Genomic DNA, 20858 nt, shown 5'->3' with positions numbered 1-20858 from the left:
TTACGACTCAAAGTCGCCATAGATATCGATGGTTAAGTCACGCTTTTTCAAGTACTTGCTTGGCGTTTTTCTTAGCTGCTGTTTGAGGGTTCGAATCAAATGCGATTGGTCACTAAAACCAAATTGCTGTGAGAAGCTCGCCCAATCAATCGTTTCTTGTTGCTTGTAGAGGGTCAAAATCATCTGCTCCAGACGTGCCATTTGTTGATACTGCTTAACGCTCAACCCCACCACCTGCTTGAAACTGCGCTCAAGCGTTCTTCGAGAACAGGCGCACTGTTTGGCTATCTCATCAATATCCATCGCTAACTCAGGTGAGCGTAGCGCTTGAGCATCCATCACGGACACTGCTTTTTGCGATGCTAAAAACGATTTGGTACGGCAAGGTTCGATATCTAACGCATCTAAATGTTGTTTGATATAGTCCAGCAAACATTGCGGTGAATCCTGCAACTCTAACTGCCATAGGCCCTGTTGAAAGCGCTCATCAAACGCCACGTTAAGCCAATCAAACCATTCGCATTGGTTAATTACGCTAACTCGGGATGCATCACTAAACCGCGATTCAATGGCATACAAACCCTCTGGACGAAAGGTGATACCAATACGCTTGATGGGAGCCGTATCTTCCAACAACAGCAAATGTTCGTTAGCCGTTAATAAGTGGCAGCCTTTGCCAACAAACTTTGTGTCTCCCGTGTCATAGCTGTAGCCTTGCTCTGGTGGCGTAAAGAGTAAATGAGCACGCGGGTTTGGAATAAGGTGCGGCTTGGGGTCAATGACTTCACCCTTTGGCACTTCCAAGTACCAAACTTGATGAATGAGCCATTCGTACTCTGGCAGAGACTGTTTCCAAGCTATCATGATTGTCCTAGCGGTTAGTAAAGATAATGAGCGCAACGTTTTTGCTTAAACATCTGCTCGTTGAGTGTGACTGATTGACGCTCATCTCGCCACGCATTTCTCACCCTGCTCCCTTGCAAGCTTGTTGGATTGCGGTAGGCTTTGAGCAGAGAAAACAAGCTGAACAGAACAAGGAAATACCCCGATGCGCGTCGACTACCACCAACGACTGGTTCCTGTGATTCGTTATTTAGAACAACACTTTAATGAACCACTCAACCTGCCAGAAGTGGCCGCGCTGGCGAACCTTTCCCCTTATCACTTTCATCGCACCTTCAAAGCCGTGCAAGGCGAAACACTGGCCGACTTCATTCGACGTTTGCGTCTAGAAGCCGCCGCCGATGACTTATTCAAATCCAAGCAACCGGTATTAAACATTGCCCTAGAGTACGGATTTTCTAGCTCACAGAGCTTAGCCAAAGCCTTTAAACAACATTATGGCGTCACACCTACAGCCTTTCGTGACTGCGAAAACTACCAGCAGTTTTCTGAATTAGCACGAAACAGCAAGATTGGACACACGTTGCGCAAGAATGGAAACGAAGTAACACCAAGCGATTCATATACTGGCTCTGAACTCACCAAATGGAGCACGACAATGGAAACGCAAAACTTTGAAAAAGCAAAACTGGCTTACATTCGCGTAAACGGCCCTTACGGCCAAGGCTATGAAGAGCCATCAGGTCGCCTGTATCAATGGGCAGGAATGAAAGGTTTGGCGGGCAATACCTGCATCTTCATCTACCATGACAATCCTGAAATCACGCCAGACGAGAAGTGCCGTACTGACATCTGTCTCATGGTGCCAGAAGACACGGAAGTTCCGAAAGGCATTGAGCTGCAAGACTTCCCCGGCGGTCAATATGCTGTGATGCGCCAGCACATTACTGACCCGAGCCAATACTCAAAAGCGTGGGATGATGTCATGAGCAAGGTAATTGAATCCGGTATTGAGAACGACGACCGCCCTTGCTTCGAGCTTTACCACAGCTTCGACCCACAAACGCACCATGCAGACGTTAGCTTCTGCACTGCCATCAAATAAACCAAAAGCCTGCATCGTTGCAGGCTTTTTCATTTCTTACTCTGGTTGTTTAAATTCGCTGTTCCAAACGCTGTTTATCTTTTAATCCAATTACTTAGAATACGAACGAATACCTCAGTGTTTTCGTGATCCTACTTCGCGTTTTGACCACGCGCGTTCATTCGCTCGGCTGAGTTGGGATTCATTTCACAGATTATTCATGAAGCGAACCTAGACTGAAAAAAACTCCATCGACCCCGTTCGACCTACAACGCTAGGCACAATAAAAACTAGGTACTACTGCACCTCTAGGACATTCCATGAAGAAGAACTTACTTGCCATTGCTCTTGGTAGCGTGATTGCGCTGACTGCTGCCCCATACTCTATCGCGGCTAACGATGCTGCCGTCCAATCTTCCGCCGATTACTCACAAATCGTCACTAAACGTCAGGTTGTCGACCAACTTCTCAACGACGCGGTACAAGCATTCAAATCCCCTGCGCGTATCTCGCATGCGGGTTTTACCGCCAAAATGCCGAGCAACATGGAGATTGTTACCGACCGCTTACTAGAAGCATACAAACTTGAGCCGTACCGCACTGACCTACTGATTTCTGCGGCAAATGCGCAGATCTACAACAAGAATGCAGACCGCGCGATTAAACTGTTTGAACAAGCCCTTGCTGTCGCACCAGACGATGTGGATTTGCACGCTTACTTAGCGGTATGGCAACGCTTTGAGGGCAACCAAGCGGAATCAGCGAAACACATGGCGACGCTCACTAAGCTCAATGCAGGTAAAGCCGCAGACATCCAACGCATCTTCGACACCGTAGACCGCGTACTTGCCACGCCACTAAAAGAGAAAGCCGACAAAGGCAAACTGGATGACAAAGGCGCAATCGTTACATTGGGATACGCGCTGAACCCAGATGGTTCAATGCATCAAATCTTGGTTGAGCGTTTGGAAACCACGCTAGCAATGGCGAAAGCAAACCCAGACGCGTTGATCGTATTGACGGGTGGTGTACCGAAGAACCACAAAACCGAAGGCAAATTAATGGCAGATTGGCTGATCGAAAAAGGCATCAGCAAAGATCGCATCATTGAAGAAAACTACGCCACCAGCACGGTAGGTAACGCCCTATTCAGCAGCTACGCGTTGGCGCGTCATAACATCAAACACGCGACCATCATCAGTTCCGCGAGCCACGTGCGCCGTGGTCAAACCTTGTTTGAAATCGCAAGTTGGCAAACTGGCCCGCAAGGCATCACTTTCGACACAGTGAGCTACCCAGACAAACCACTTAAAGACTTAGCCAAAGCCAGCGATAGCGAACTGCTTGGTATCTACCGCGATGCTCTGCGTACTTACGGCATGTGGAGCTACCGATCTTACCCGCTCGAGTCGCGTTAATACACCAGAGCCAGAAAGCAAAAGAGACCGCGTTAATGCGGTCTCTCATAGAATCATTTGAACATGATGCAGTGATCAATCAATGCGTTTTGTAGGTTTTGTTTGTCACTCAGAATCACTAGAGCATAGATAGTATTTTTGTCACCAATTCGGTAAAGCAGTTTGAATCCATCAAAGCTAAATTGCCGTATGTCGTAAACACCGATTGTTGTCAGTTCATAACAAGGGGGATAGATAGACGGGTTATTCAAAACGTTGTGTTCAAACTTCTGCTGAACCGCAATTAATCTATCAATCACATCGTTGCGAGCGCTCCAGTTCGATAAATAGTTAATACTCTGAATAGCCGTATTTTCAAAGGTTTGTGTATAAAAAACTTTTGCTTCCATGCTCGTATCAAACTCAATCTTTGAGTGCTGCTAACGTGCTCTTCATATCTTCTGATGACTTTACACGTTCATTCGCAACATCATTTTGAGCAAAGCTAACAAACTTCATTAAAGCAATGGCTTCATCACGCTTCTGACGTTCTTCATAAGACTCAACGACATAAATAGGCTTACCATTTTGCGTAATCGTCATTGGTTCATCCAGTTCAAGCTTCGCAGCATTCTTTTTTAGATAACTTACCGTTTCAGTGCTCATCACATGACTCCTATCGGCAACCTCGCTGGTGTAACAACAAGCGAACCCAGCCGAGCTATACTGCAGGTTTGACCGAAATATTTGAATCAATAGAAAGTGCTAATCACATTCTATTTTTCGTTTAGATTCTGACCTAATCTTTCCAACTATACCTGTGCATTTCGAACAAACCAAATTAAGTTTAAATTTAGACTCCTACTTCAAATATAGAAAAAGCCTGCGTACTTGCAGGCTTTCTTGTCTTTGTGCAGTGATAAGAACCGCTTAAATCGCTTCGCCGTTTACCGTTACTGCCACATCAATGTTGCCACGAACTGCGTTTGAGTATGGGCAAACTTGGTGTGCGATGCGCGTTAGTTCTAGCGCTTGTTCTTGTGGCATGTCTAGCTCTACCGCTAGGCTCACTGTCAGTGCAAAGCCGCCGTTATCGTTAGGACCGATGCCCACTTCCGCTGTTACGGGTGCACTTTTCAGGTTTACTTTACCTTCACGCGCTACGTGCAGAATCGCGTTAGAAAAACATGCAGAATAGCCCGCTGCAAAAAGCTGTTCTGGGTTAGTCGCTGCACCTGTGCCGCCCATTTCCTTCGGGTATGACAGCTCTAGATCGAGAAGACCGTCATCAGTTTTTACTTGACCATTACGACCAGCCAAAGCGGTAGCTTGAGTTTTGTATAGAGTAGTCATGCGAGTGTCCTTCTTAATTTAAGTTGTGCACAATTTAATTGCTTGCAATCTTATATCGAAGTAAAGATCGTTTGCAACTATATTGTGCACAATTTATTTTATGACTCTCTTTCTCTGTGAGCAGGTAGGCAACGCCAATGAGCCAGTGTTACACCGACAACACCATGACCGACGACGATAAACTCTTACTCGAAAACCAAGTTTGCTTCCCGCTCTACAGCGCAGCAAATGCAGTGATCCGAGCTTACCGCCCGTTGCTGGACGAGCTTGACCTGACTTATTCGCAGTACTTAGTGATGATGGTGCTGTGGGAGAAAGACGGTGCCAGTGTGAAAGAATTGGGGTCTCAACTGCATTTGGATTCAGGCACACTCACGCCGCTGCTTAAACGCTTAGAAGCAAAAGGCTATGTAGAGCGTGGTCGCAGTGAAACCGATGAGCGCGTTCGCGTACTCAACCTCACCGAGCAAGGTCGTGATCTCAGAGAACAAGCCAAGTCGGTGCCAAACGCCATGATGTGCAAAATCACATTAGAGCTGGATGAAATGATCATGCTGAAGAAGTTGTGTGGCAAAGTGCTCGACAATCTGAGCTAACAAAATAGAAGCATCCGCTTCCTCACTTCCTATTAGAAAGAGCCTGCCGAGATGCAGGCTCTTTCGATCTTAGCTAGAAGATCTACTCAAAGTAATCATCGGTATTCTCTATTGCTAATCCGCCTTCATCTTCAATAAAACCTATCAAAGCAAACTCACTTACATCGGATTTCCCTATCAAGTGAAATAGGAAATGACTATCAATAGGATAGTTACAAGCGATTTTCCTTAAACACACTCCGATGAGAATATACTTTCCGAAAGCAACAACAGCTCAGCTTAAAACATTCAAAGGAAAGTAAATTATGATTAATACTCAAATCAAACCATTTGCAGCTACAGCGTACAAAAACGGCGAATTCGTTGAAGTAACAGAACAAGACGTTCTAGGTAAATGGGCAGTATTCTTCTTCTACCCAGCAGACTTTACGTTTGTATGTCCAACAGAACTGGGCGACCTAGCAGACCACTACGAAGAGCTACAAAAACGTGGCGTAGAAGTTTACTCCGTATCAACTGACACACACTTCACTCACAAAGCATGGCACGACAGCTCAGACACAATCGGTAAGATTCAGTACTACATGCTTGGCGACCAAACAGGCAACATCACAAACAACTTCGGTGTGATGCGTGAAGGTCAAGGTCTTGCAGACCGCGCTACGTTCCTAATCGACCCAGAAGGTACTATCCAAGCAATGGAAATCACTGCTGAAGGTATCGGTCGTGACGCAGAAGACCTACTACGCAAAGTGAAAGCAGCTCAATACGTAGCAGCACACCCAGGCGAAGTTTGCCCAGCTAAATGGAAAGAAGGTGAAGAGACACTAGCTCCATCACTAGACCTAGTTGGCAAAATCTAAGCCACTGAAATTTAAGTTCTAATCAGTTCCCGATTTCCTTTTTCTGATTAGAACTGAATGAGAGAGCACTTCAGGTTAGATACCTTGACGACCTTCTGCCTGATTTGCTCTCTCCCCCTCAGGTTTTATCTACAGTAACCACTTTTTATTACCTATCTGAATAAGTAGGTGTGCAGTAATTGCGTAGAAAAAATCGTTTAGAACCAGGCATAGATTTTCGATAGCTAGTTCCCCTAACTACAAAATCTATAACGCAGTTATCAACGATTTTGGCTAGCAAGAATGAACAAATACTTGTTTTGATTGGTAACTATTTAATTAAGGTAGTAACAACTATGTTAGACCAAGCGATCCAACAACAACTCAAACAATATCTGGCTAATGTAAAAGAAGAAGTTCGTTTAGTGGTTAGTCTAGATGAAAGCAAAGCATCGAATGACATTTTGTCTCTAGCGAACCAAATCGCAGAGATGAGCGACCTAATCACTGTTGAACGTGACGACAATGCAAGCGCACGTAAACCAGTGATGGCGGTAACTAACCCAGCAAAAGGCACTGCACTACGCTTTGCAGGCTTGCCAATGGGTCACGAATTTACCTCTCTAGTATTGGCACTGCTTCACTCTGGCGGTCACCCAATCAAACTAGAACCAGAAGTGATTGAGCAAATCGCAGCACTAGACAAAGATCTAGACGTAGAAATCTTCATTTCACTGTCGTGTCAAAACTGTCCGGACGTAGTTCAAGCGTTCAACATGATGGCGGCGGTCAACCCGAAAGTAAAAGCAACCATGATCGACGGTGGTTTGTTCCAAGATGAAGTGAAACAACGCGACATCATGGCAGTACCAAGTGTATTCGTGAACGGTGAGCTATTCGGTCAAGGACGTATGTCTCTGACTGAAATCCTAAACAAAGTGGATGACGGCGCAAGCGAGAAAGCGGCGAAAGCACTGAGCGAAAAAGACCCATACGACGTACTTGTTGTCGGCGGTGGCCCTGGTGGTAGCGCAGCTGCACTATACGCTGCTCGTAAAGGTATTCGCACTGGTGTGGTTGCTAAACGTTTTGGTGGTCAGGTTATGGACACCATGGCAATTGAGAACTTTATTTCGGTAAAACGTACTGAAGGTCCAAAACTGGCAACTGATCTAGCAGAACACCTAAAAGAATACGATGTAGACGTCGTGACTGAGCAACAAGCTGAGAAGCTAATGGGCGCAGCACACACAGAAGACGGTTTGATTCACATCCAACTCGAAAGTGGCGCAACGCTGAAGAGTAAGAGTGTCATCCTAAGCCCAGGTGCACGCTGGCGTGAAATGAGCGTTCCAGGTGAGCAAGAGTACCGCAACAAAGGTGTCGCGTACTGCCCACACTGTGACGGCCCACTGTTCAAAGGTAAGAAAACTGCGGTTATCGGCGGTGGTAACTCAGGCATCGAAGCAGCTATCGACCTTGCAGGTATCGTAGAACACGTAACGGTTCTTGAATTCGCAGACGTACTTCGTGCAGACCAAGTGCTTATCGACAAAGCGAACTCACTACCAAACGTAGACATCATCACGATGGCGCAAACAACAGAAGTAGTGGGTGACGGTACTCGCGTAACAAGCTTGAAGTACAAAGACCGCAACACAGACGAAATCAAAGAGATTGAACTGTCAGGTATCTTTGTTCAAATCGGTCTAGTACCGAACACAGAATGGCTAAAAGATTCAGAAGTAGCCCTATCTGAGCGCGGCGAAATTGAAGTCGGTAGCCGTGGCGATACTAGCCTAGAAGGTGTCTTCGCAGCGGGTGACGCAACAACCGTTCCTTACAAACAGATCATCATTGCGATGGGTGAAGGTGCAAAAGCAAGCTTAGGCGCATTTGACTACCTAATCCGTAAGCAAGGCTAATCTCCAATTTCTTGAGCACAAAGCGCACGGTGCTGTGTTTTCTTCCCCGGAAAACCAATCGGGGCACCGTGACAGCGATGAGTAACAAGAAATAAAATCAAAAAACCTAGAAGCCCAAAGACTTTGCCAGCAGGTATTAACTGCTGGCTTTTTTGGTTTTGGGGGAGTCTTTCTTGACTCTATGATACTGGATTACTGCCGTTTAGAGACTGAGATATCTTCATAAACCTAGTATTTTTAGCTAGGGATATTGCCAAGGTAACGGTAGATCCAAGTACATACATAACCCAGCTATAACAACCACGCTTAGTGTCTTCCAAGAAAATTTTATACACACTGTTTTTGTTCGAATTTCTAGAAGCACAATAAACTCCTCCATTACATTGTTTGTAAGGACATTATGCGCAACAAGAACTAATTGTTCTGGACAGAGAAGTCATAATTTTACCTTTTTTGTCCAAGCAACTTAGATGTTTTCCTTTAAGCGTTTTACCTCTAGGTACCTTCGATAATCCTTACTCAGGGCTTCAGCACTTTCAAAACTATCTTCAGAACTTTTACCTGAGTTGAAAACCATCTCAGAGAACTTAATAAATCCACTGCTTTGACCGCTTTGCGGGGACTGGTATGTTATCTGCTGCCATACTCGTTCAATTAGCTTCCAATAAAAGCCTCTTTTTTTGGCTGCCCGTCCTTTTTTCTGTACGTCACTCTTAGTGATACTTACAGCCCGAGTTAGATGGTTTAACTCTATCTGAGGGTCATAGTACGTAAACGTATTGGTTTTAAATTCACCACTCCGTACATATGGTGAATGCATCAGATAAGCAATCTCATCAAAGATGTTTGGAGCCGTATTTTTTAATGACTCAAACTTCGCTATCAGACTTCTTAATTCAGTTTCTATATCTTCCAAATGGGGAATCAGACCGTAGTTGGACGAGGGGGCTTTCCAGTAATGATATTCAATCGCCAAGTCCAAAACGCACTTTTTCAACTCTTCTGGCGTATGTTCTGATCTCAGCTCTTCTAACATTGCTAGTGCATTGCTTGATCTATTTTTTTCTAGATATCGAATGTGTTCTTTTCCAACCCCATGCGCAAAAGTGTATGCTCGCATAACTGCTTTTTTCTGTTCTTCGTCAAACAATTACGTTCACCCTTTACTTCAATTTTCCTATTACTCATCAAAGTACACGCGAATTCCAAATTAGGTCAAATTAAGTTCCGTCAAATGTTTCAATTAATCAAAACATCTAAACACCAGTGTCACAGTACGCTTCAAGCAGACTCTAAGTAATCGCTTTGGCTCCTTCAGAATGACGATGGGAAAGCACTGAGCTCACCGCAGAAAAGAAAACCCTCCCCCTTGAGAACCGCATTCAAATGCTTGGCAAACCATGTCAAGAAAAGGGGGAGTTGGAGGGGGTTGCAAGCACATAACCCAACATTCAGCATCAAACCAACAACCCCACCTAACCTCCCCTTGTATCAAACTCCGAAGATCTCAATGCACCGAGTTCTAAGGGGAGGGACTGGTTCTGCATTCGCGGATAATTCAATTCACAACGCCAGCATCATAACGCGCTGAAAGTAGATTCTGAATAATCGCTTAGGCTGCTTCAGAATGACGCTGGGAAAGCACTGTTCTCACAGCAGCAAAGAACACTCTCCCCCTTGATAACCACATCCAAATGCGTAGCAACTCAAGTCGAGAAAAGGGGGAGTTGGAGGGGGTTGCAAGCACATACCCCCAACATTAAGTCTCAAACCAGCAACCCCACCTAACCTCCCCTTATATCAAACTCCGAAACTCTCAAAGCAACGAGCTCAAAGGGGAGGAATGAGTTCTGCATTCACGGATAATTTAATTCACACTGTTAGCATCACAACGCGCTGAAAACAGATCCTGAATAATCGCTTAGGCTGCTTCAGAATGACGCTGGGAAAGCACTGTTCTCACAGCAGCAAAGAATAACCCTCCCCCTTGATAACCAAATTCAAAGCTGGGCAAACCATGTCGAGAAAAGGGGGAGTTGGAGGGGGTTGCAAGCACCTTACCCAACATTCAACCTCAAACCACCAACCCCACCTAACCTCCCCTTGTATCAAACTCTAAAGCTCTCAACACTCCGAGTTCAAAGGGGAGGGACTGGTTCTGCACTCGCGGATAATTCAATTCACACTACAACACAGCAACGCACTGAAAATAGATTCTGAATACTCGCTTAGGCTCCTTCAGAATGACGGTGGGAAAGCACTGAACTCACCGCAATAAAGAACAGCCCTCTCCCTTGACAACCATATTCAAATGCTTGGCAAACCAAGTTGAGAAAAGGGGGAGTTGGGGGGACAAGCACATAACCCAACATTCAACCTCAAACCACCAACCCCACCTAACCTCCCCTTGTATCAAACTCCGAAGATCTCAACACACCGAGTTCAAAGGGGAGGGACTGGTCCTACACTCGCAGATAATTCAACTCACACTGTCAGCATCACAACGCGCTGAACTAAAAGCAGAAAAGAAAACCCTCCCCCTTGATAGCCGCATTCAAATGCTTGGCAAATCAGGTCGAGAAAAGGGGGAGTTGGAGGGGGTTGCAAGCGCATAACCCAACATTCAGCTTCAAACCACCAACCCCACCTAACCTCCCCTTCTATAAAGCTTCAAGAAGCTCATATAAAAAATTCCAAAAAAGCCCTTTACCTAAACTTAACTTGAGGTTTTAGCATGTTCACCGTTGGCTAGAAAATGACAAAAAGGAGCACACCATGATCCAGCTAGAACACGTGAACTTAGTGGTAAAAGACATCCCTGAAATGCTGAAGTTTTACCAAGCGGCCTTTCCGCATTGGTATGTGCGTGATGAGGGGGAAGGAACATGGAGCGGCAAGCACAGAAACTGGCTGCACTTTGGCGATGAGTACCAATACATTGCGTTGAGTGACCACGGCGAAGGCAACAATCGCGATTTAGATGGTCATCAAGTTGGGTTGGCGCATTTCGCTTATGTGACCAACAACGTTGACGCTGTGATAAAAAGACTGGTTGAAGCGGGCTACCCAATCGCCCAATCCGGCGCGGATGAGCCATACCGAAAGAACGTCTATTTTGTTGACCCTGCCGGTTTTGAAATCGAGTTTGTAGAATACCTGACGGATGACCCAAAATTGCGTAACTCGACGAATTAAGAGCTTAACCTTTATCTCTCTTTTATCAAGAAAGAGCAGCGTCTTAGATACCCAAAAGCCCCTAACTTTTCAGCTAGGGGCTTTGAACATTTTACCTTGAGCGAGTGATTAGCTAGCGGCTAATTCAGGCTTCGCTGCCTTATTGCTTTTTGACTTCATCCAAACGATGACGGCCGCAAGCACTAAGATTGGTACCAGTGGGTCGATGAGCGTGCCACCCTTACCAAAGACTAGGTTTAGCGCCATGATGATCGATGCACCAATCGCCCACGCCACTGTTGACGATACTGACCAGATTTTAATTTGGTCTGCCAACTCTGTAATACCTAGCGTGCGGTTGATGATGTGGAAGTAAGAGTCATTAAGGTGTGAGAAACCAACCGGGCCAACCGCACACGCCAATGCCACGAATACAGGATCCAGACCTAATGTTTCGACTAGAGGTAACGTCATTGTCGCAGCAACCATCATCGATGCTGTAGCCGAGCCTTGAATCAATCGAAGCATAGACGCGATAGCCAATGGCACAAGTAGTGGTGGGATACCACTGCTAGCGATAGCTTCTGCCACTTGTGGACCAGCGCCAGACGCTTTAAGTACAGCGCCCATTGCGCCACCACAGCCCGTTACCACTAAGATAAGACCTGTTGTTGATAGCGCATCATCCATCGAGCCAACCATGTCTTTACGTTCGATATTGCGAGTAAGACCGTACAACGCCATTAATACACCAAGGCCTACAGCAACAACTGGGTTACCAAGCAGCGACAGCGCTGTATGAAGGAATGTGTCTCCTGAACCAACTAAAGTGTTGATAAGGATAAGTGCAATCGGAACAAGAATTGGACCAAAAGAAAGGAAGTTACTTGGCAGCTCTTTGTCGTCCGTTGCTTCTACTTTTTCTAAGTTTGCCCAATCCGCTTGGTTTGTGATCCAGCCATCGCCGTTAGGTACGCGGTAGTATTCATTACCCACACGGCGGATGTAAATCATCGAGAGCAGCATCATAGGTACAGACACCATTAGCCCCCACAGCATGTACTCACCTAGGTCGACACCAAGAATACCGGCTACCGCAACAGGACCCGGTGTTGGCGGCACAAGTGCGTGAGTGATAAGCAGACCAAGTGCGAGCGTCACACCAAGACCAACGGCAGATTTACCCGTATCTCGTGAAATTGCGCGAACAAGAGAGTGCAAAATGATGTACGCAGAGTCACAAAAAACTGGAATTGCCACCAGCACACCAGTGAACCCAAGTGCTAGATCTTCACGGCCTTTACCACAGATCTTAACGAAGGTTTTCGCCATGCGGACAGCAGCACCAGAACGTTCAAAACACGCGCCCATGATGACACCGAAGGCAATGATCAAACCGATTCCGCCTAGCACGCCGCCGAAGCCCGCTTTAATAGCATCAATGAGTTCTGTTGGCGCCATGCCTGCAAATAGACCCATGATGATGCTCGCAATAACCATTGCCAATGCGACAGGAATACGTGTTTTTATGATCATTCCCATCATGGCAAGAATACCGATGACAATGCCGATTAATGCTCCATCCATTTTTATGTTCCTTTTATTTCTGACTCTGTAGGGTGCGTGCAGCTAGGCGATGAGCTCTCATCACCTAGTACACGTTGTTGCGCAAGCAACTGAAATTGTTATAAGTATTTTTATTAGAGGTAAGGGTGAACCCAACCAAGACCTTCTTCTGTGCTGTGTCTTGGGTTGTATTCGCAGCCGATCCAGCCTTGATAACCTGAGTCATCCAACACGTTGAACAGGTGTGGGTAGTTCAACTCACCTTCTGACGGTTCGTGTCTTTCAGGCACTGAGGCGATTTGAATGTGGCCGGTGTAAGGAGCGACTTCACGGATTAATGTGCTTAAGTCGCCATCCATAATTTGAGCGTGGTAAAGGTCGAGTTGCAGTTTGACGTTTGGACGATCCACTTGCTTAATCAGCTCGACCGCTTCGCGTTGATGGGCGACAAAGTAGTTCGGCACGTCGCGATTGTTGAGTGGCTCAATCATCAGCTCAACACCTTGCTCGGCAAACTTATCCGCTGCATAACGAATGTTTGAGATGAAGGTTTCAATATGCTGATCACGAGTGAAGCGTGAATCAACAATGCCAGACATAGCGTGAACCTTTTTACACTTCAGTGCCTTGGCGTACATCAGTGCCGTCTCAACGCTCGCCTTAAACTCATCCTCACGGCCCGGAATCGCGGCGAAGCCACGTTCGCCAGCATCCCAATCACCCGGAGGCATATTGAAAAGCGCTTGTTCAAATCCGAACTGTTCCATCTTGTTGGCCAGCTCTTGCGCCTCGAATGCGTATGGGAAGAGGTACTCTACCGCTTTGAATCCCGCTTGATGCGCTTTCTCAAAACGCTCTAAAAACGGCACTTCTGTGAATAACATGGTTAGGTTTGCTGCGAACTTAGCCATTATTTACCTCTCCCTTTTAGGTCTTGAACCTCGGCATCCGTTAGGTAACGAATGTTGCTGTCTTTAAGAATGAACGCTAATTTTGCGGTTTCTTCCAGCTCTTCAGCGTTGTCTACTGCATCTTCAAAGTCTGTGCCTGTAATGACCGGACCATGGTTAGCCAGTAAGAAAGCACGATAGTCACCAGCACGTTGTGCGAGTTCTTCTGCGATTTGTGGATCCCCCGGACGCAGGTAAGGGATCACTGGTAGCTCACCAATACGCATCACAAAGTAAGGTGTGAATGCTTTGATGGCATTGGTGCGGTCTAACTCTTCAAGGCAGGACAACGCCGTTAGGTAAGTTGAATGCAAATGCACGATGGCATTGCATTGCGAATTATTGCGGTAAATGGCTAAGTGAAATGCCACTTCTTTCGACGGTTTTTTACCCGAAATATGGTTGCCATCGATATCCACCACAGACAGCTCCTCTGCCACTAAGCGCCCAAACGAGGAGCCTGTCGGCGTTGCCAAAAAATGGCCATTCGGTAATTTCACAGACAAGTTACCAGCACCGCCCGTCGCGTAGCCGCGCTCAAACATAGAGCGAGCCATGGTCACCATTTGATCTCGCAGTTGCTGCTCTGTCATTAAGTCTTTATTCATCACAACTCCTGTTATTCAAAAAGCGACTGAGCTTTAGTAAAGAAATGCTCATCACCAAAGTTGCCAGATTTCAGCGCCAGTGAAAGTTCGCCATCAACGGATTTCACCCAAGGCACGCCCGGCGCAATTTGAGGGCCGATATGGAACCCTGTTACCGCGAGGCTTTGCGTAACAACGCCAGATGTTTCACCACCAGCAACGATGAAGTTCTTCACACCGTGTTGCTGCAGTTTGATAGCCAATTTACTGAAGAATTGCTCAACAGCATGGCTTGAGGCTTGTGCGCCAAACTCTTCTTGAATGACTTTTAGAGCCGTTGCCTCTGCGGTTGCGTAAACCAGCGGAGCAAATTCACTGTCGATATTGGTCATCACCCAATCAAACACGTGATTTGAGTACGCTTCATCGGTAAGGCAGGCTTTCACATCAATCGCGAAGTGCGGTGCTTGTTGTTTGTAAACGGCGACTTGTTGATTGGTCATCACAGAGCATGAGCCAGAGAACACCACCGTCGGCGCCGTGGTTGGATTGCCCGCTTTCTTAGCATCACTTTGATCGGCCAGATGTTCTGCCCAGTTCTTAGCAATCCCCGCCGCTAGACCAGAACCACCGGTAACCAGCTTAAGAGATTTCGCTGCCTGACCGAGCGTCACTAGATGATCGGCATTGAATGCATCAACAACGGCATAACGAACACCTTGTTGTTTAAGGGATTCAAATCGCTCAGACACCGCTTGGGAGCCTTGCTCAATCACTTGGAAATTCACCAAACCAGATGAGCCTTGTGACTGCGCATCCATCATGCGAATCAAGCTAGAATCTGTCATTGGCGTCACTGGGTGGTTACGCATACCAGAATCACTGAGCAGGTCTTGGAAAACAAACAGGTGGCCGTTGTAAACCGTGCGGCCATTAACCGGCAACGCAGGACAAACAATGGTGAAATCTTCATTTAACTCGGCTAGCAACGCGTCAGTAACAGGACCAATATTGCCTTCAGCGGTGCTGTCGAAAGTTGAACAGTATTTGAAATAGAACTGCTGACAGCCATTGGCTTGTAGCCATTTTAGCGCTGCCACCGAATCGTCGATTGCTTCATCGACAGGGCAAGAACGAGACTTAAGACTGATCACAACCGCGTCGGCATTGATATCAACCTGTTGCTTCGGAATGCCGTTAAGCTGCACGGTGCGCATGCCATTTTCTACAAGGAATCCGGCAATATCAGTCGCGCCAGTAAAGTCGTCTGCAATAACACCTAATAACATAATTACTTCTCCACTTTACTTGCGCTTATATGTCTTTGCTTTCCACACCAGGAAGCTCAATGCCGTTAAAGATTTTGATAACGGCACTATCGTCTTCCTGACCAAAACCAGCATTGCTTGCGCTTACAAACATGTTTAGAGCGGCACTGGAAAGTGGTAGAGGGAATTTCAGGTCTTTCGCGGTATCTGACACGAGGTTTAGGTCTTTAACGAAGATATCGACCATTGATTTCGGTGAGTAGTCACCGTCGACGACATGCTTCATGCGGTTCTCAAACATCCAAGAATTACCCGCGGCATTAGTCACCACGTCGTACATCAAATCCAATGGAATGTTTGCACGAGCGGCAAGCGCCATCGCTTCTGCACCTGCTGCAATGTGAACACCCGCAAGCAGTTGGTGAATGATTTTCACTGTCGCACCAAGGCCTACAGCTTCACCAATGTTGTATACCTTGGCAGCTGTTGCGCTCAATACAGGCTCCAGCGCATCAAAGGTGCTTTGTGCACCCGACGCCATAATAGTCATCTCGCCAGCTTCTGCTTTTACTGCGCCGCCAGACACTGGAGCATCAAGCATCACAAGATCGTTCTCAGCCAATTTGGCTTCAATTTGCTTGGCGTCTTCTGCCGAGATAGTTGCTGATACCATGACAGGCGTATTGGGCTTGAGCGCAGCCGCAAGACCTGTTTTGAACAATACGGTGTTAACTTGCGCCGCATTCACAACCAAAACCAACACAGAATCAAGTTGATCGGCAAACTCGACTGCATTGGTAGAAACGGCTTTCGCGCCAAATGCACCTAGCTCTTCTAAAGCAATAGGATTCAGGTCGAAACCATATACATCAAGGCCCGCACGCACACATGACTTCGCCGCGCCCATTCCCATAGAGCCTAAACCGATAACACCGACAGATTGAACTTCGCTCATAACAACAACACCTTCTTGGTAAATTGAATTTTGTTAATTCTTGTTTAGTTGGTGTGATTATATGTGAAGCACAAACCCAAGACTTCGCTTTGAATCACATTTTTTCACACAAATTAACAACGCTGTGATATTTACCCCTTTATGGGCAGAGATAACCTGATCAGTTAACACAAGGGAGGGCAAGGCTTATTAGGTTGAGAACATATATTCACAGATATTCACAAAAAGCGAAAAGGTTGGTAGGATACTGAAAAACAAGAATATAGAAGTGAAATTATGATCCCAGCAGAACGTCAAAGAACCATCTTGTCCCTGTTATCACACCAAGAAGTGTTAAGCATTTCAGATTTAACCGACCACCTTGGCGTATCACATATGACCATTCGCCGTGACATCGTGAAACTGGAATCCTCAGGTAAAGTCGTTTCTGTTTCTGGTGGAGTGCAACTGGCTCAGGCTTTACATTCTGAGCTTTCCCATGACGCTAAAGTCGAGCAACAAGCGGATGAGAAGGTTCAAATCGGCAAACTTGCAGCCACGTTAATTGGCAAAGACGCTACGATTTACTTGGATGCGGGAACTACTTCTCTAGAGATCGCCCATCAAATAGCGGATCGTGACGATCTATTAGTGATCACCAATGACTTTTCTATCGCCGCTTTCCTAATGACGCACAGTCAATGTGAGCTTTACCATACAGGGGGCAAAATTGATCGTGAGAACCAATCCACTGTTGGAGGAAAAGTTGCTGAGTTCTTGAACGGCTTAAACATTGATATTGCCTTTATCTCAACATCTTCTTGGAGCTTAAAAGGCTTATCAACACCAAACGAAAACAAAGTCCTTGTGAAAAAGGCCATCGTCAAAGCGGCACAAACCAACTACCTTGTTTCTGACTCCACCAAATACGGCCAAATTGCCAGCTTTCGTGCATTAAATATCGAGCAATTAGGCGGCATCATTACCGATTCCAATCTGTCTGACGTAGTAACACAAGAGCTGATGGATAAAGGGTTAAGTGTTATCAAAGAAGCGCATCAGTAAGCCTCAAATACAAGAAATGACAGGGCCTATCAGATTTAGGTAGGCTCTATCGACCTACCCAACACACACCATAAACCATGTTCAATTAGAGCTCATTCACTGTTCATTTCATAAGTCGTTACACAACTCGGGGCTTTAAGGCTTTACATCTGGCGCAAGGAGTAGAACACTTCCCTCAAAGTAAAATTCAGCCGACATAGTAGAGTCAGTAAAATTATGAGTAACACGACGGCGAAAAAGTCGAATCCATTATTCGAGATCCTGTTTAACGTCATCATTCCTTCATTCATTTTGATGAAGTTCAGTGGTGAAGAGCACCTAGGTACAGCATTGGCACTGGTTGTCGCTTTGATGTTCCCTTTGGTGTACGGCGGCATGGATCTTATCCGCAACAAGAAGTTTAACTTCATCTCTGCACTTGGTTTTATCAGCGTGCTATTAACCGGCGGTATCGGTTTGTTAGAACTAGACACGCGCTGGTTGGCATTGAAAGAAGCCTTAATCCCAGGTTTGATTGGTCTTGCTGTGTTGGGCTCAACCTTCACTCGCTACCCGCTTATGCAGAAGATGCTGTTGAATGACACGATTTTGAACCTACCGCTGATTAACGAGCGTTTGGTACAAAACGGAAAAACTCAAGCGTTCGAGCGCTGCTTGATGTCTTCAAACTACCTGTTCGCCAGCACATTCGCATTCTCATCAGCAATGAACTATTTCTTAGCAACGTGGATTGTAACCAGCCCAGCAGGTACAGCAGCGTTCAATGAAGAGTTGGGTAAACTAACGCTGTACAGCTACCCAATGATTGCGATTCCGAGCATGTTGATGATGTTTGGTATTTTCTACTACATCTGGCGCCAAGTTCGTGCAATGACGTCGCTAGAGACTGAGCAGATTTTTCATACCAAATAATGCTCGTTCCACCTTGATAGGCAAAGTGAGATAAAAAGAACCCCGATAGTTGATCACCAATTATCGGGGTTTTGTTTTTTTTTTGGAGTGATTTAGTTAAGCGTGATTAGAAGCTGTAAGCCACAGACGCTTTAAAGTTACGACCCACTTCGTAGCTGGTGTATTTCACTGAACCCCAAGAGATACCAAAACCTGTGTGCTCTGAGTATAGCTTGTTGAACACGTTGTCGACCGCTAGGTTAACTGACAGGTCTTTCGCAAAGTCTGGTACGTACACTGCCCATAGGTTATGAGTTGCGAAACCAGGGCGTTCAACTTTCTCGCCATCTTCGTCTGTGTAGTCGTTACCCGGAACGAAGCGTGAATCCCAACCGAACACCACTTCACTGGTTACGTCGTACTTAAAGCCCGCCTTGATATTGTGAATACCCGTCTTGTTCATGTGGCTCGTCTTGCCGCTTTCTAGACTGGTTTGCTCACCATCAGAGTATGAGTGGTTTGCGTACAGGTCAAAATCTTCAATGCTGTAAGTAAATACGGTTTCTACACCCCAAACTTCTACATCATTTTGGTTAGCCAAGGTTCTGTTGTTCTTGGTCGGGTGCATTTGGTTATCCAGATCGTACTGGTATGCAGTGAAGCCAAGAATCGCATTATCCGCCACTAGCAAACCAGACATGTCGTAATCGAAACCCGCTTCGTAGTTGTTACCTGTCATGGCTTTGGTGTCTGCCTGAGTTACGTCAGCCGCCGCTTTCATAGTCAGTGTTTCAGGTAGTGAAGCGCCTTTGAATAGACGACCGTAACCAACACGCAGTCTTAGGTTATCTGTAGTTTGGTATTCACCTTGGAACTTAGGTGACAACTGATCGTATTTACCTTTAAATACACCACCTAGCTCATGCACGTCATAACGAAGACCGGTAACAAAACGGAAGTCATTTATCTCGAATGCGTCTTGAGCGTAGATGCCGTAAGCCGTTACTGTACCGCCGTCGATGTCGTAGTTCTTCGTCTCACCGAGTTTCGAGCCCGACGTGTAGTGACCAAGGCCAGAATCAACCCACTGCTCTGATTTGTAACCCTCGAAGCCGTAAGTCAACTCATGCTCGCCAACCCAAGAGATGTTGCGGATATCACCACCAATTGTCGTCACGTTGTACTCACGAGAAGGAATTGATAGGTCACCGTCTTTGGTGAATTCCCAAGCGCCATTCACTTGATTCCAATCGCCATACTCTTCAGTTAGCGCATCACGATCCATGTACTGACGGTTGTAGTATAGGTTCGTCTTTAGGTTCACCAAGTCACTGCCATTGTCATAGCGATGCATGAACGTCACAGTATCTCGGTTAATCGAGTGGTAGTTGTGCTCATCATGTGCATACAGTGCACCCGCTTTCTCACCCGATAGCTGACGTTTACCACCGTCTTGGTACGTGTCGTAAGACAGTTTGAACTCGTTCGCGTCGTTTGGTACGAACACCACTTTCACCAAGCCAGACTTCAGCTTACCTTGCTTAGAAGTCACATCATCTTTACCCGGAATGTACAACTCACCGTCATCTGAGTAGTTCGCAATACCCATCAGTTGGAGCTCATCGTTCAGTTTCGCGTAAACCGCAACGTTCGTCGTGAAGCGTTCGTAAGCCGTTTGATACCCCGTTTTAACGCGAGCACCGATGCTTTCGTCTTCTGCAAGGAGGTCACTGGGATCTTTCGTTTCGTAGCTGAATGAGCCGTTAATTGCGCCCGCTCCCGACAGTACAGAGTTACCGCCTAGGGTGATTTCAGCAGATTTAAGCATGGCTGGGTCAAAGGTCTGATCGCCAGAGTGGTGGAATAACTGACCTTCTTGGCGTGCGCCGTCAATGGTGACAACCGAGTATTTGTCTTCCATACCGCGAATGTAAACCTTACGCGAGTAACGTGCGTTACCGTCAACCGTTACACTCGGCATGGTGTTCAGTATGTCTTTAATATCAGACGCTTGTTTTTGTTCTAATGTCTCTGAGTTGATTTCAGTTTGAACAAGTTGATCAAGAGCAGAACCGACAACGACGATGTTTTCGTCAGAAGCGTGAGCAGCAAAAGAGGCAATCGCAAAGGTGATGGCTGCGGAAAGTGACTTCAATTTCATAATACTACTTATATTTTATAAACAATAACGAGGGAGCGCAGCATAATACACGAGCTTAATGATAATTAATCTCATTTACATTCTTTACGTTAATGAGCGATTTATTTTTAATCAGATCGAGCACATCACCACCAAATAATCCACATTTAGGAAGAAGGTTGGGATGAGGTATGAAAGGTATTTCGCGCAAGGTCGAGCACTTAACTCACTCGTTTGTTCAAT

The 20858-nt window shown here is 46.1% G+C and carries 19 protein-coding genes; 8 read left to right on the top strand and 11 right to left on the bottom strand.

What is annotated here, in order from left to right; translation table 11 throughout:
* Window positions 1–864 (bottom strand): helix-turn-helix domain-containing protein, encoded by an 864-nt coding sequence (locus tag C1S73_RS19065; RefSeq protein ID WP_038868850.1) that lies wholly within the window; start codon window positions 862–864, stop codon window positions 1–3.
* A 184-nt stretch (window positions 865–1048) separates the two neighbouring features.
* Here C1S73_RS19065 and C1S73_RS19060 point away from each other — a divergent pair, with 184 nt between their 5' ends.
* Together C1S73_RS19060 and C1S73_RS19055 are read left to right on the top strand one after the other, a co-directional pair.
* Window positions 1049–1948, top strand: a complete 900-nt coding sequence (locus C1S73_RS19060) for an AraC family transcriptional regulator (RefSeq protein WP_020195560.1) — start codon at window positions 1049–1051, stop codon at window positions 1946–1948.
* Window positions 1949–2247: 299 nt separating this feature from the next.
* A complete protein-coding gene (locus C1S73_RS19055) occupies window positions 2248–3345 on the top strand; it encodes a YdcF family protein (RefSeq protein WP_038868849.1) in 1098 nt (365 codons plus the stop codon).
* Window positions 3346–3398: 53 nt separating this feature from the next.
* On the opposite strand, the gene C1S73_RS19050 is transcribed toward C1S73_RS19055, so the two are convergent.
* The 3 genes from C1S73_RS19050 to ohr all read right to left on the bottom strand — a co-directional run bounded on the left by C1S73_RS19050 (window position 3399) and on the right by ohr (window position 4677).
* Window positions 3399–3734, bottom strand: a complete 336-nt coding sequence (locus tag C1S73_RS19050) for a type II toxin-antitoxin system RelE/ParE family toxin (RefSeq protein WP_038868848.1) — start codon at window positions 3732–3734, stop codon at window positions 3399–3401.
* Between the two features lie 13 nt (window positions 3735–3747).
* Complete coding sequence (locus tag C1S73_RS19045; RefSeq protein ID WP_005383516.1) at window positions 3748–3990, bottom strand: type II toxin-antitoxin system Phd/YefM family antitoxin; 243 nt, start codon at window positions 3988–3990, stop codon at window positions 3748–3750.
* A 264-nt stretch (window positions 3991–4254) separates the two neighbouring features.
* Window positions 4255–4677: an organic hydroperoxide reductase Ohr gene (gene ohr / locus C1S73_RS19040; protein WP_005374640.1), complete on the bottom strand. Its 423-nt coding sequence runs from the start codon at window positions 4675–4677 to the stop codon at window positions 4255–4257.
* 137 nt (window positions 4678–4814) lie between these two features.
* Here ohr and ohrR point away from each other — a divergent pair, with 137 nt between their 5' ends.
* The 3 genes from ohrR to ahpF all read left to right on the top strand — a co-directional run bounded on the left by ohrR (window position 4815) and on the right by ahpF (window position 8040).
* Window positions 4815–5273, top strand: coding sequence for a transcriptional regulator OhrR (gene ohrR, locus C1S73_RS19035; RefSeq protein ID WP_038871408.1), 459 nt, complete (start codon window positions 4815–4817; stop codon window positions 5271–5273).
* Between the two features lie 305 nt (window positions 5274–5578).
* Complete coding sequence (gene ahpC, locus C1S73_RS19030) at window positions 5579–6136, top strand: alkyl hydroperoxide reductase subunit C (RefSeq protein ID WP_005374632.1); 558 nt, start codon at window positions 5579–5581, stop codon at window positions 6134–6136.
* 335 nt (window positions 6137–6471) lie between these two features.
* The gene (ahpF, locus tag C1S73_RS19025) at window positions 6472–8040 is read left to right on the top strand and encodes an alkyl hydroperoxide reductase subunit F (protein ID WP_038871409.1); all 1569 of its coding nucleotides are present in this window, start codon (window positions 6472–6474) and stop codon (window positions 8038–8040) included.
* A gap of 466 nt (window positions 8041–8506) precedes the next feature.
* Here ahpF and C1S73_RS19020 read toward each other — a convergent pair whose 3' ends face one another.
* Window positions 8507–9190, bottom strand: coding sequence for a hypothetical protein (locus tag C1S73_RS19020; protein ID WP_038871411.1), 684 nt, complete (start codon window positions 9188–9190; stop codon window positions 8507–8509).
* A 1625-nt stretch (window positions 9191–10815) separates the two neighbouring features.
* Between C1S73_RS19020 and C1S73_RS19000 the strand changes: the two genes are divergently transcribed.
* Window positions 10816–11235, top strand: coding sequence for a VOC family protein (locus tag C1S73_RS19000; protein ID WP_038871417.1), 420 nt, complete (start codon window positions 10816–10818; stop codon window positions 11233–11235).
* A 108-nt stretch (window positions 11236–11343) separates the two neighbouring features.
* Here the strand turns inward: C1S73_RS19000 and C1S73_RS18995 are convergent, their stop codons facing one another.
* From C1S73_RS18995 to ltnD, 5 genes are all read right to left on the bottom strand, one after another.
* On the bottom strand, window positions 11344–12801 hold the full coding sequence (locus C1S73_RS18995; protein WP_038871418.1) for a GntP family permease: 1458 nt from the start codon (window positions 12799–12801) through the stop codon (window positions 11344–11346).
* 113 nt (window positions 12802–12914) lie between these two features.
* The gene (gene otnI / locus C1S73_RS18990; RefSeq protein WP_038871419.1) at window positions 12915–13691 is read right to left on the bottom strand and encodes a 2-oxo-tetronate isomerase; all 777 of its coding nucleotides are present in this window, start codon (window positions 13689–13691) and stop codon (window positions 12915–12917) included.
* Entirely contained in the window at window positions 13691–14338 is a 648-nt protein-coding gene (otnC, locus tag C1S73_RS18985; protein ID WP_170926983.1) for a 3-oxo-tetronate 4-phosphate decarboxylase, read from the bottom strand. The genes otnI and otnC overlap by 1 nt, the downstream gene beginning before the upstream one ends.
* Before the next feature lie 11 nt (window positions 14339–14349).
* Window positions 14350–15606 (bottom strand): 3-oxo-tetronate kinase, encoded by a 1257-nt coding sequence (gene otnK / locus C1S73_RS18980; RefSeq protein WP_038871420.1) that lies wholly within the window; start codon window positions 15604–15606, stop codon window positions 14350–14352.
* A 25-nt stretch (window positions 15607–15631) separates the two neighbouring features.
* Window positions 15632–16540, bottom strand: a complete 909-nt coding sequence (ltnD, locus tag C1S73_RS18975; RefSeq protein ID WP_038871422.1) for an L-threonate dehydrogenase — start codon at window positions 16538–16540, stop codon at window positions 15632–15634.
* A 276-nt stretch (window positions 16541–16816) separates the two neighbouring features.
* Between ltnD and C1S73_RS18970 the strand changes: the two genes are divergently transcribed.
* Together C1S73_RS18970 and C1S73_RS18965 are read left to right on the top strand one after the other, a co-directional pair.
* Window positions 16817–17584: a DeoR/GlpR family DNA-binding transcription regulator gene (locus C1S73_RS18970; RefSeq protein ID WP_038871425.1), complete on the top strand. Its 768-nt coding sequence runs from the start codon at window positions 16817–16819 to the stop codon at window positions 17582–17584.
* A 216-nt stretch (window positions 17585–17800) separates the two neighbouring features.
* Window positions 17801–18496, top strand: coding sequence for a VC0807 family protein (locus C1S73_RS18965; protein ID WP_038871427.1), 696 nt, complete (start codon window positions 17801–17803; stop codon window positions 18494–18496).
* A 106-nt stretch (window positions 18497–18602) separates the two neighbouring features.
* Here C1S73_RS18965 and C1S73_RS18960 read toward each other — a convergent pair whose 3' ends face one another.
* Window positions 18603–20636: a TonB-dependent receptor plug domain-containing protein gene (locus tag C1S73_RS18960; protein WP_038871430.1), complete on the bottom strand. Its 2034-nt coding sequence runs from the start codon at window positions 20634–20636 to the stop codon at window positions 18603–18605.
* Window positions 20637–20858: the final 222 nt, after the last annotated feature.

This window comes from Vibrio jasicida 090810c, from assembly GCF_002887615.1.
Classification (GTDB): domain Bacteria; phylum Pseudomonadota; class Gammaproteobacteria; order Enterobacterales; family Vibrionaceae; genus Vibrio; species Vibrio jasicida.
The sequence above is the reverse complement of the archived record's forward strand: the minus strand, read 5'-3'. Positions and strand labels throughout refer to the sequence as shown.

Excerpts from the sequence above, each read along its gene's own strand:
- C1S73_RS18970 (WP_038871425.1), top strand. The coding sequence starts at position 16,817 with ATGATCCCAGCAGAACGTCAAAGAACCATCTTGTCCCTGTTATCACAC.
- C1S73_RS19000 (WP_038871417.1), top strand. The coding sequence starts at position 10,816 with ATGATCCAGCTAGAACACGTGAACTTAGTGGTAAAAGACATCCCTGAA.
- C1S73_RS19045 (WP_005383516.1), bottom strand. The coding sequence starts at position 3,990 with ATGAGCACTGAAACGGTAAGTTATCTAAAAAAGAATGCTGCGAAGCTT.
- C1S73_RS19050 (WP_038868848.1), bottom strand. The coding sequence starts at position 3,734 with ATGGAAGCAAAAGTTTTTTATACACAAACCTTTGAAAATACGGCTATT.
- C1S73_RS18960 (WP_038871430.1), bottom strand. The coding sequence starts at position 20,636 with ATGAAATTGAAGTCACTTTCCGCAGCCATCACCTTTGCGATTGCCTCT.
- C1S73_RS18995 (WP_038871418.1), bottom strand. The coding sequence starts at position 12,801 with ATGGATGGAGCATTAATCGGCATTGTCATCGGTATTCTTGCCATGATG.
- ltnD (WP_038871422.1), bottom strand. The coding sequence starts at position 16,540 with ATGAGCGAAGTTCAATCTGTCGGTGTTATCGGTTTAGGCTCTATGGGA.
- ohr (WP_005374640.1), bottom strand. The coding sequence starts at position 4,677 with ATGACTACTCTATACAAAACTCAAGCTACCGCTTTGGCTGGTCGTAAT.
- ohrR (WP_038871408.1), top strand. The coding sequence starts at position 4,815 with ATGAGCCAGTGTTACACCGACAACACCATGACCGACGACGATAAACTC.
- ahpF (WP_038871409.1), top strand. The coding sequence starts at position 6,472 with ATGTTAGACCAAGCGATCCAACAACAACTCAAACAATATCTGGCTAAT.
- C1S73_RS19060 (WP_020195560.1), top strand. The coding sequence starts at position 1,049 with ATGCGCGTCGACTACCACCAACGACTGGTTCCTGTGATTCGTTATTTA.
- otnI (WP_038871419.1), bottom strand. The coding sequence starts at position 13,691 with ATGGCTAAGTTCGCAGCAAACCTAACCATGTTATTCACAGAAGTGCCG.
- C1S73_RS19065 (WP_038868850.1), bottom strand. The coding sequence starts at position 864 with ATGATAGCTTGGAAACAGTCTCTGCCAGAGTACGAATGGCTCATTCAT.
- ahpC (WP_005374632.1), top strand. The coding sequence starts at position 5,579 with ATGATTAATACTCAAATCAAACCATTTGCAGCTACAGCGTACAAAAAC.
- otnC (WP_170926983.1), bottom strand. The coding sequence starts at position 14,338 with ATGAATAAAGACTTAATGACAGAGCAGCAACTGCGAGATCAAATGGTG.
- C1S73_RS19055 (WP_038868849.1), top strand. The coding sequence starts at position 2,248 with ATGAAGAAGAACTTACTTGCCATTGCTCTTGGTAGCGTGATTGCGCTG.
- C1S73_RS18965 (WP_038871427.1), top strand. The coding sequence starts at position 17,801 with ATGAGTAACACGACGGCGAAAAAGTCGAATCCATTATTCGAGATCCTG.
- otnK (WP_038871420.1), bottom strand. The coding sequence starts at position 15,606 with ATGTTATTAGGTGTTATTGCAGACGACTTTACTGGCGCGACTGATATT.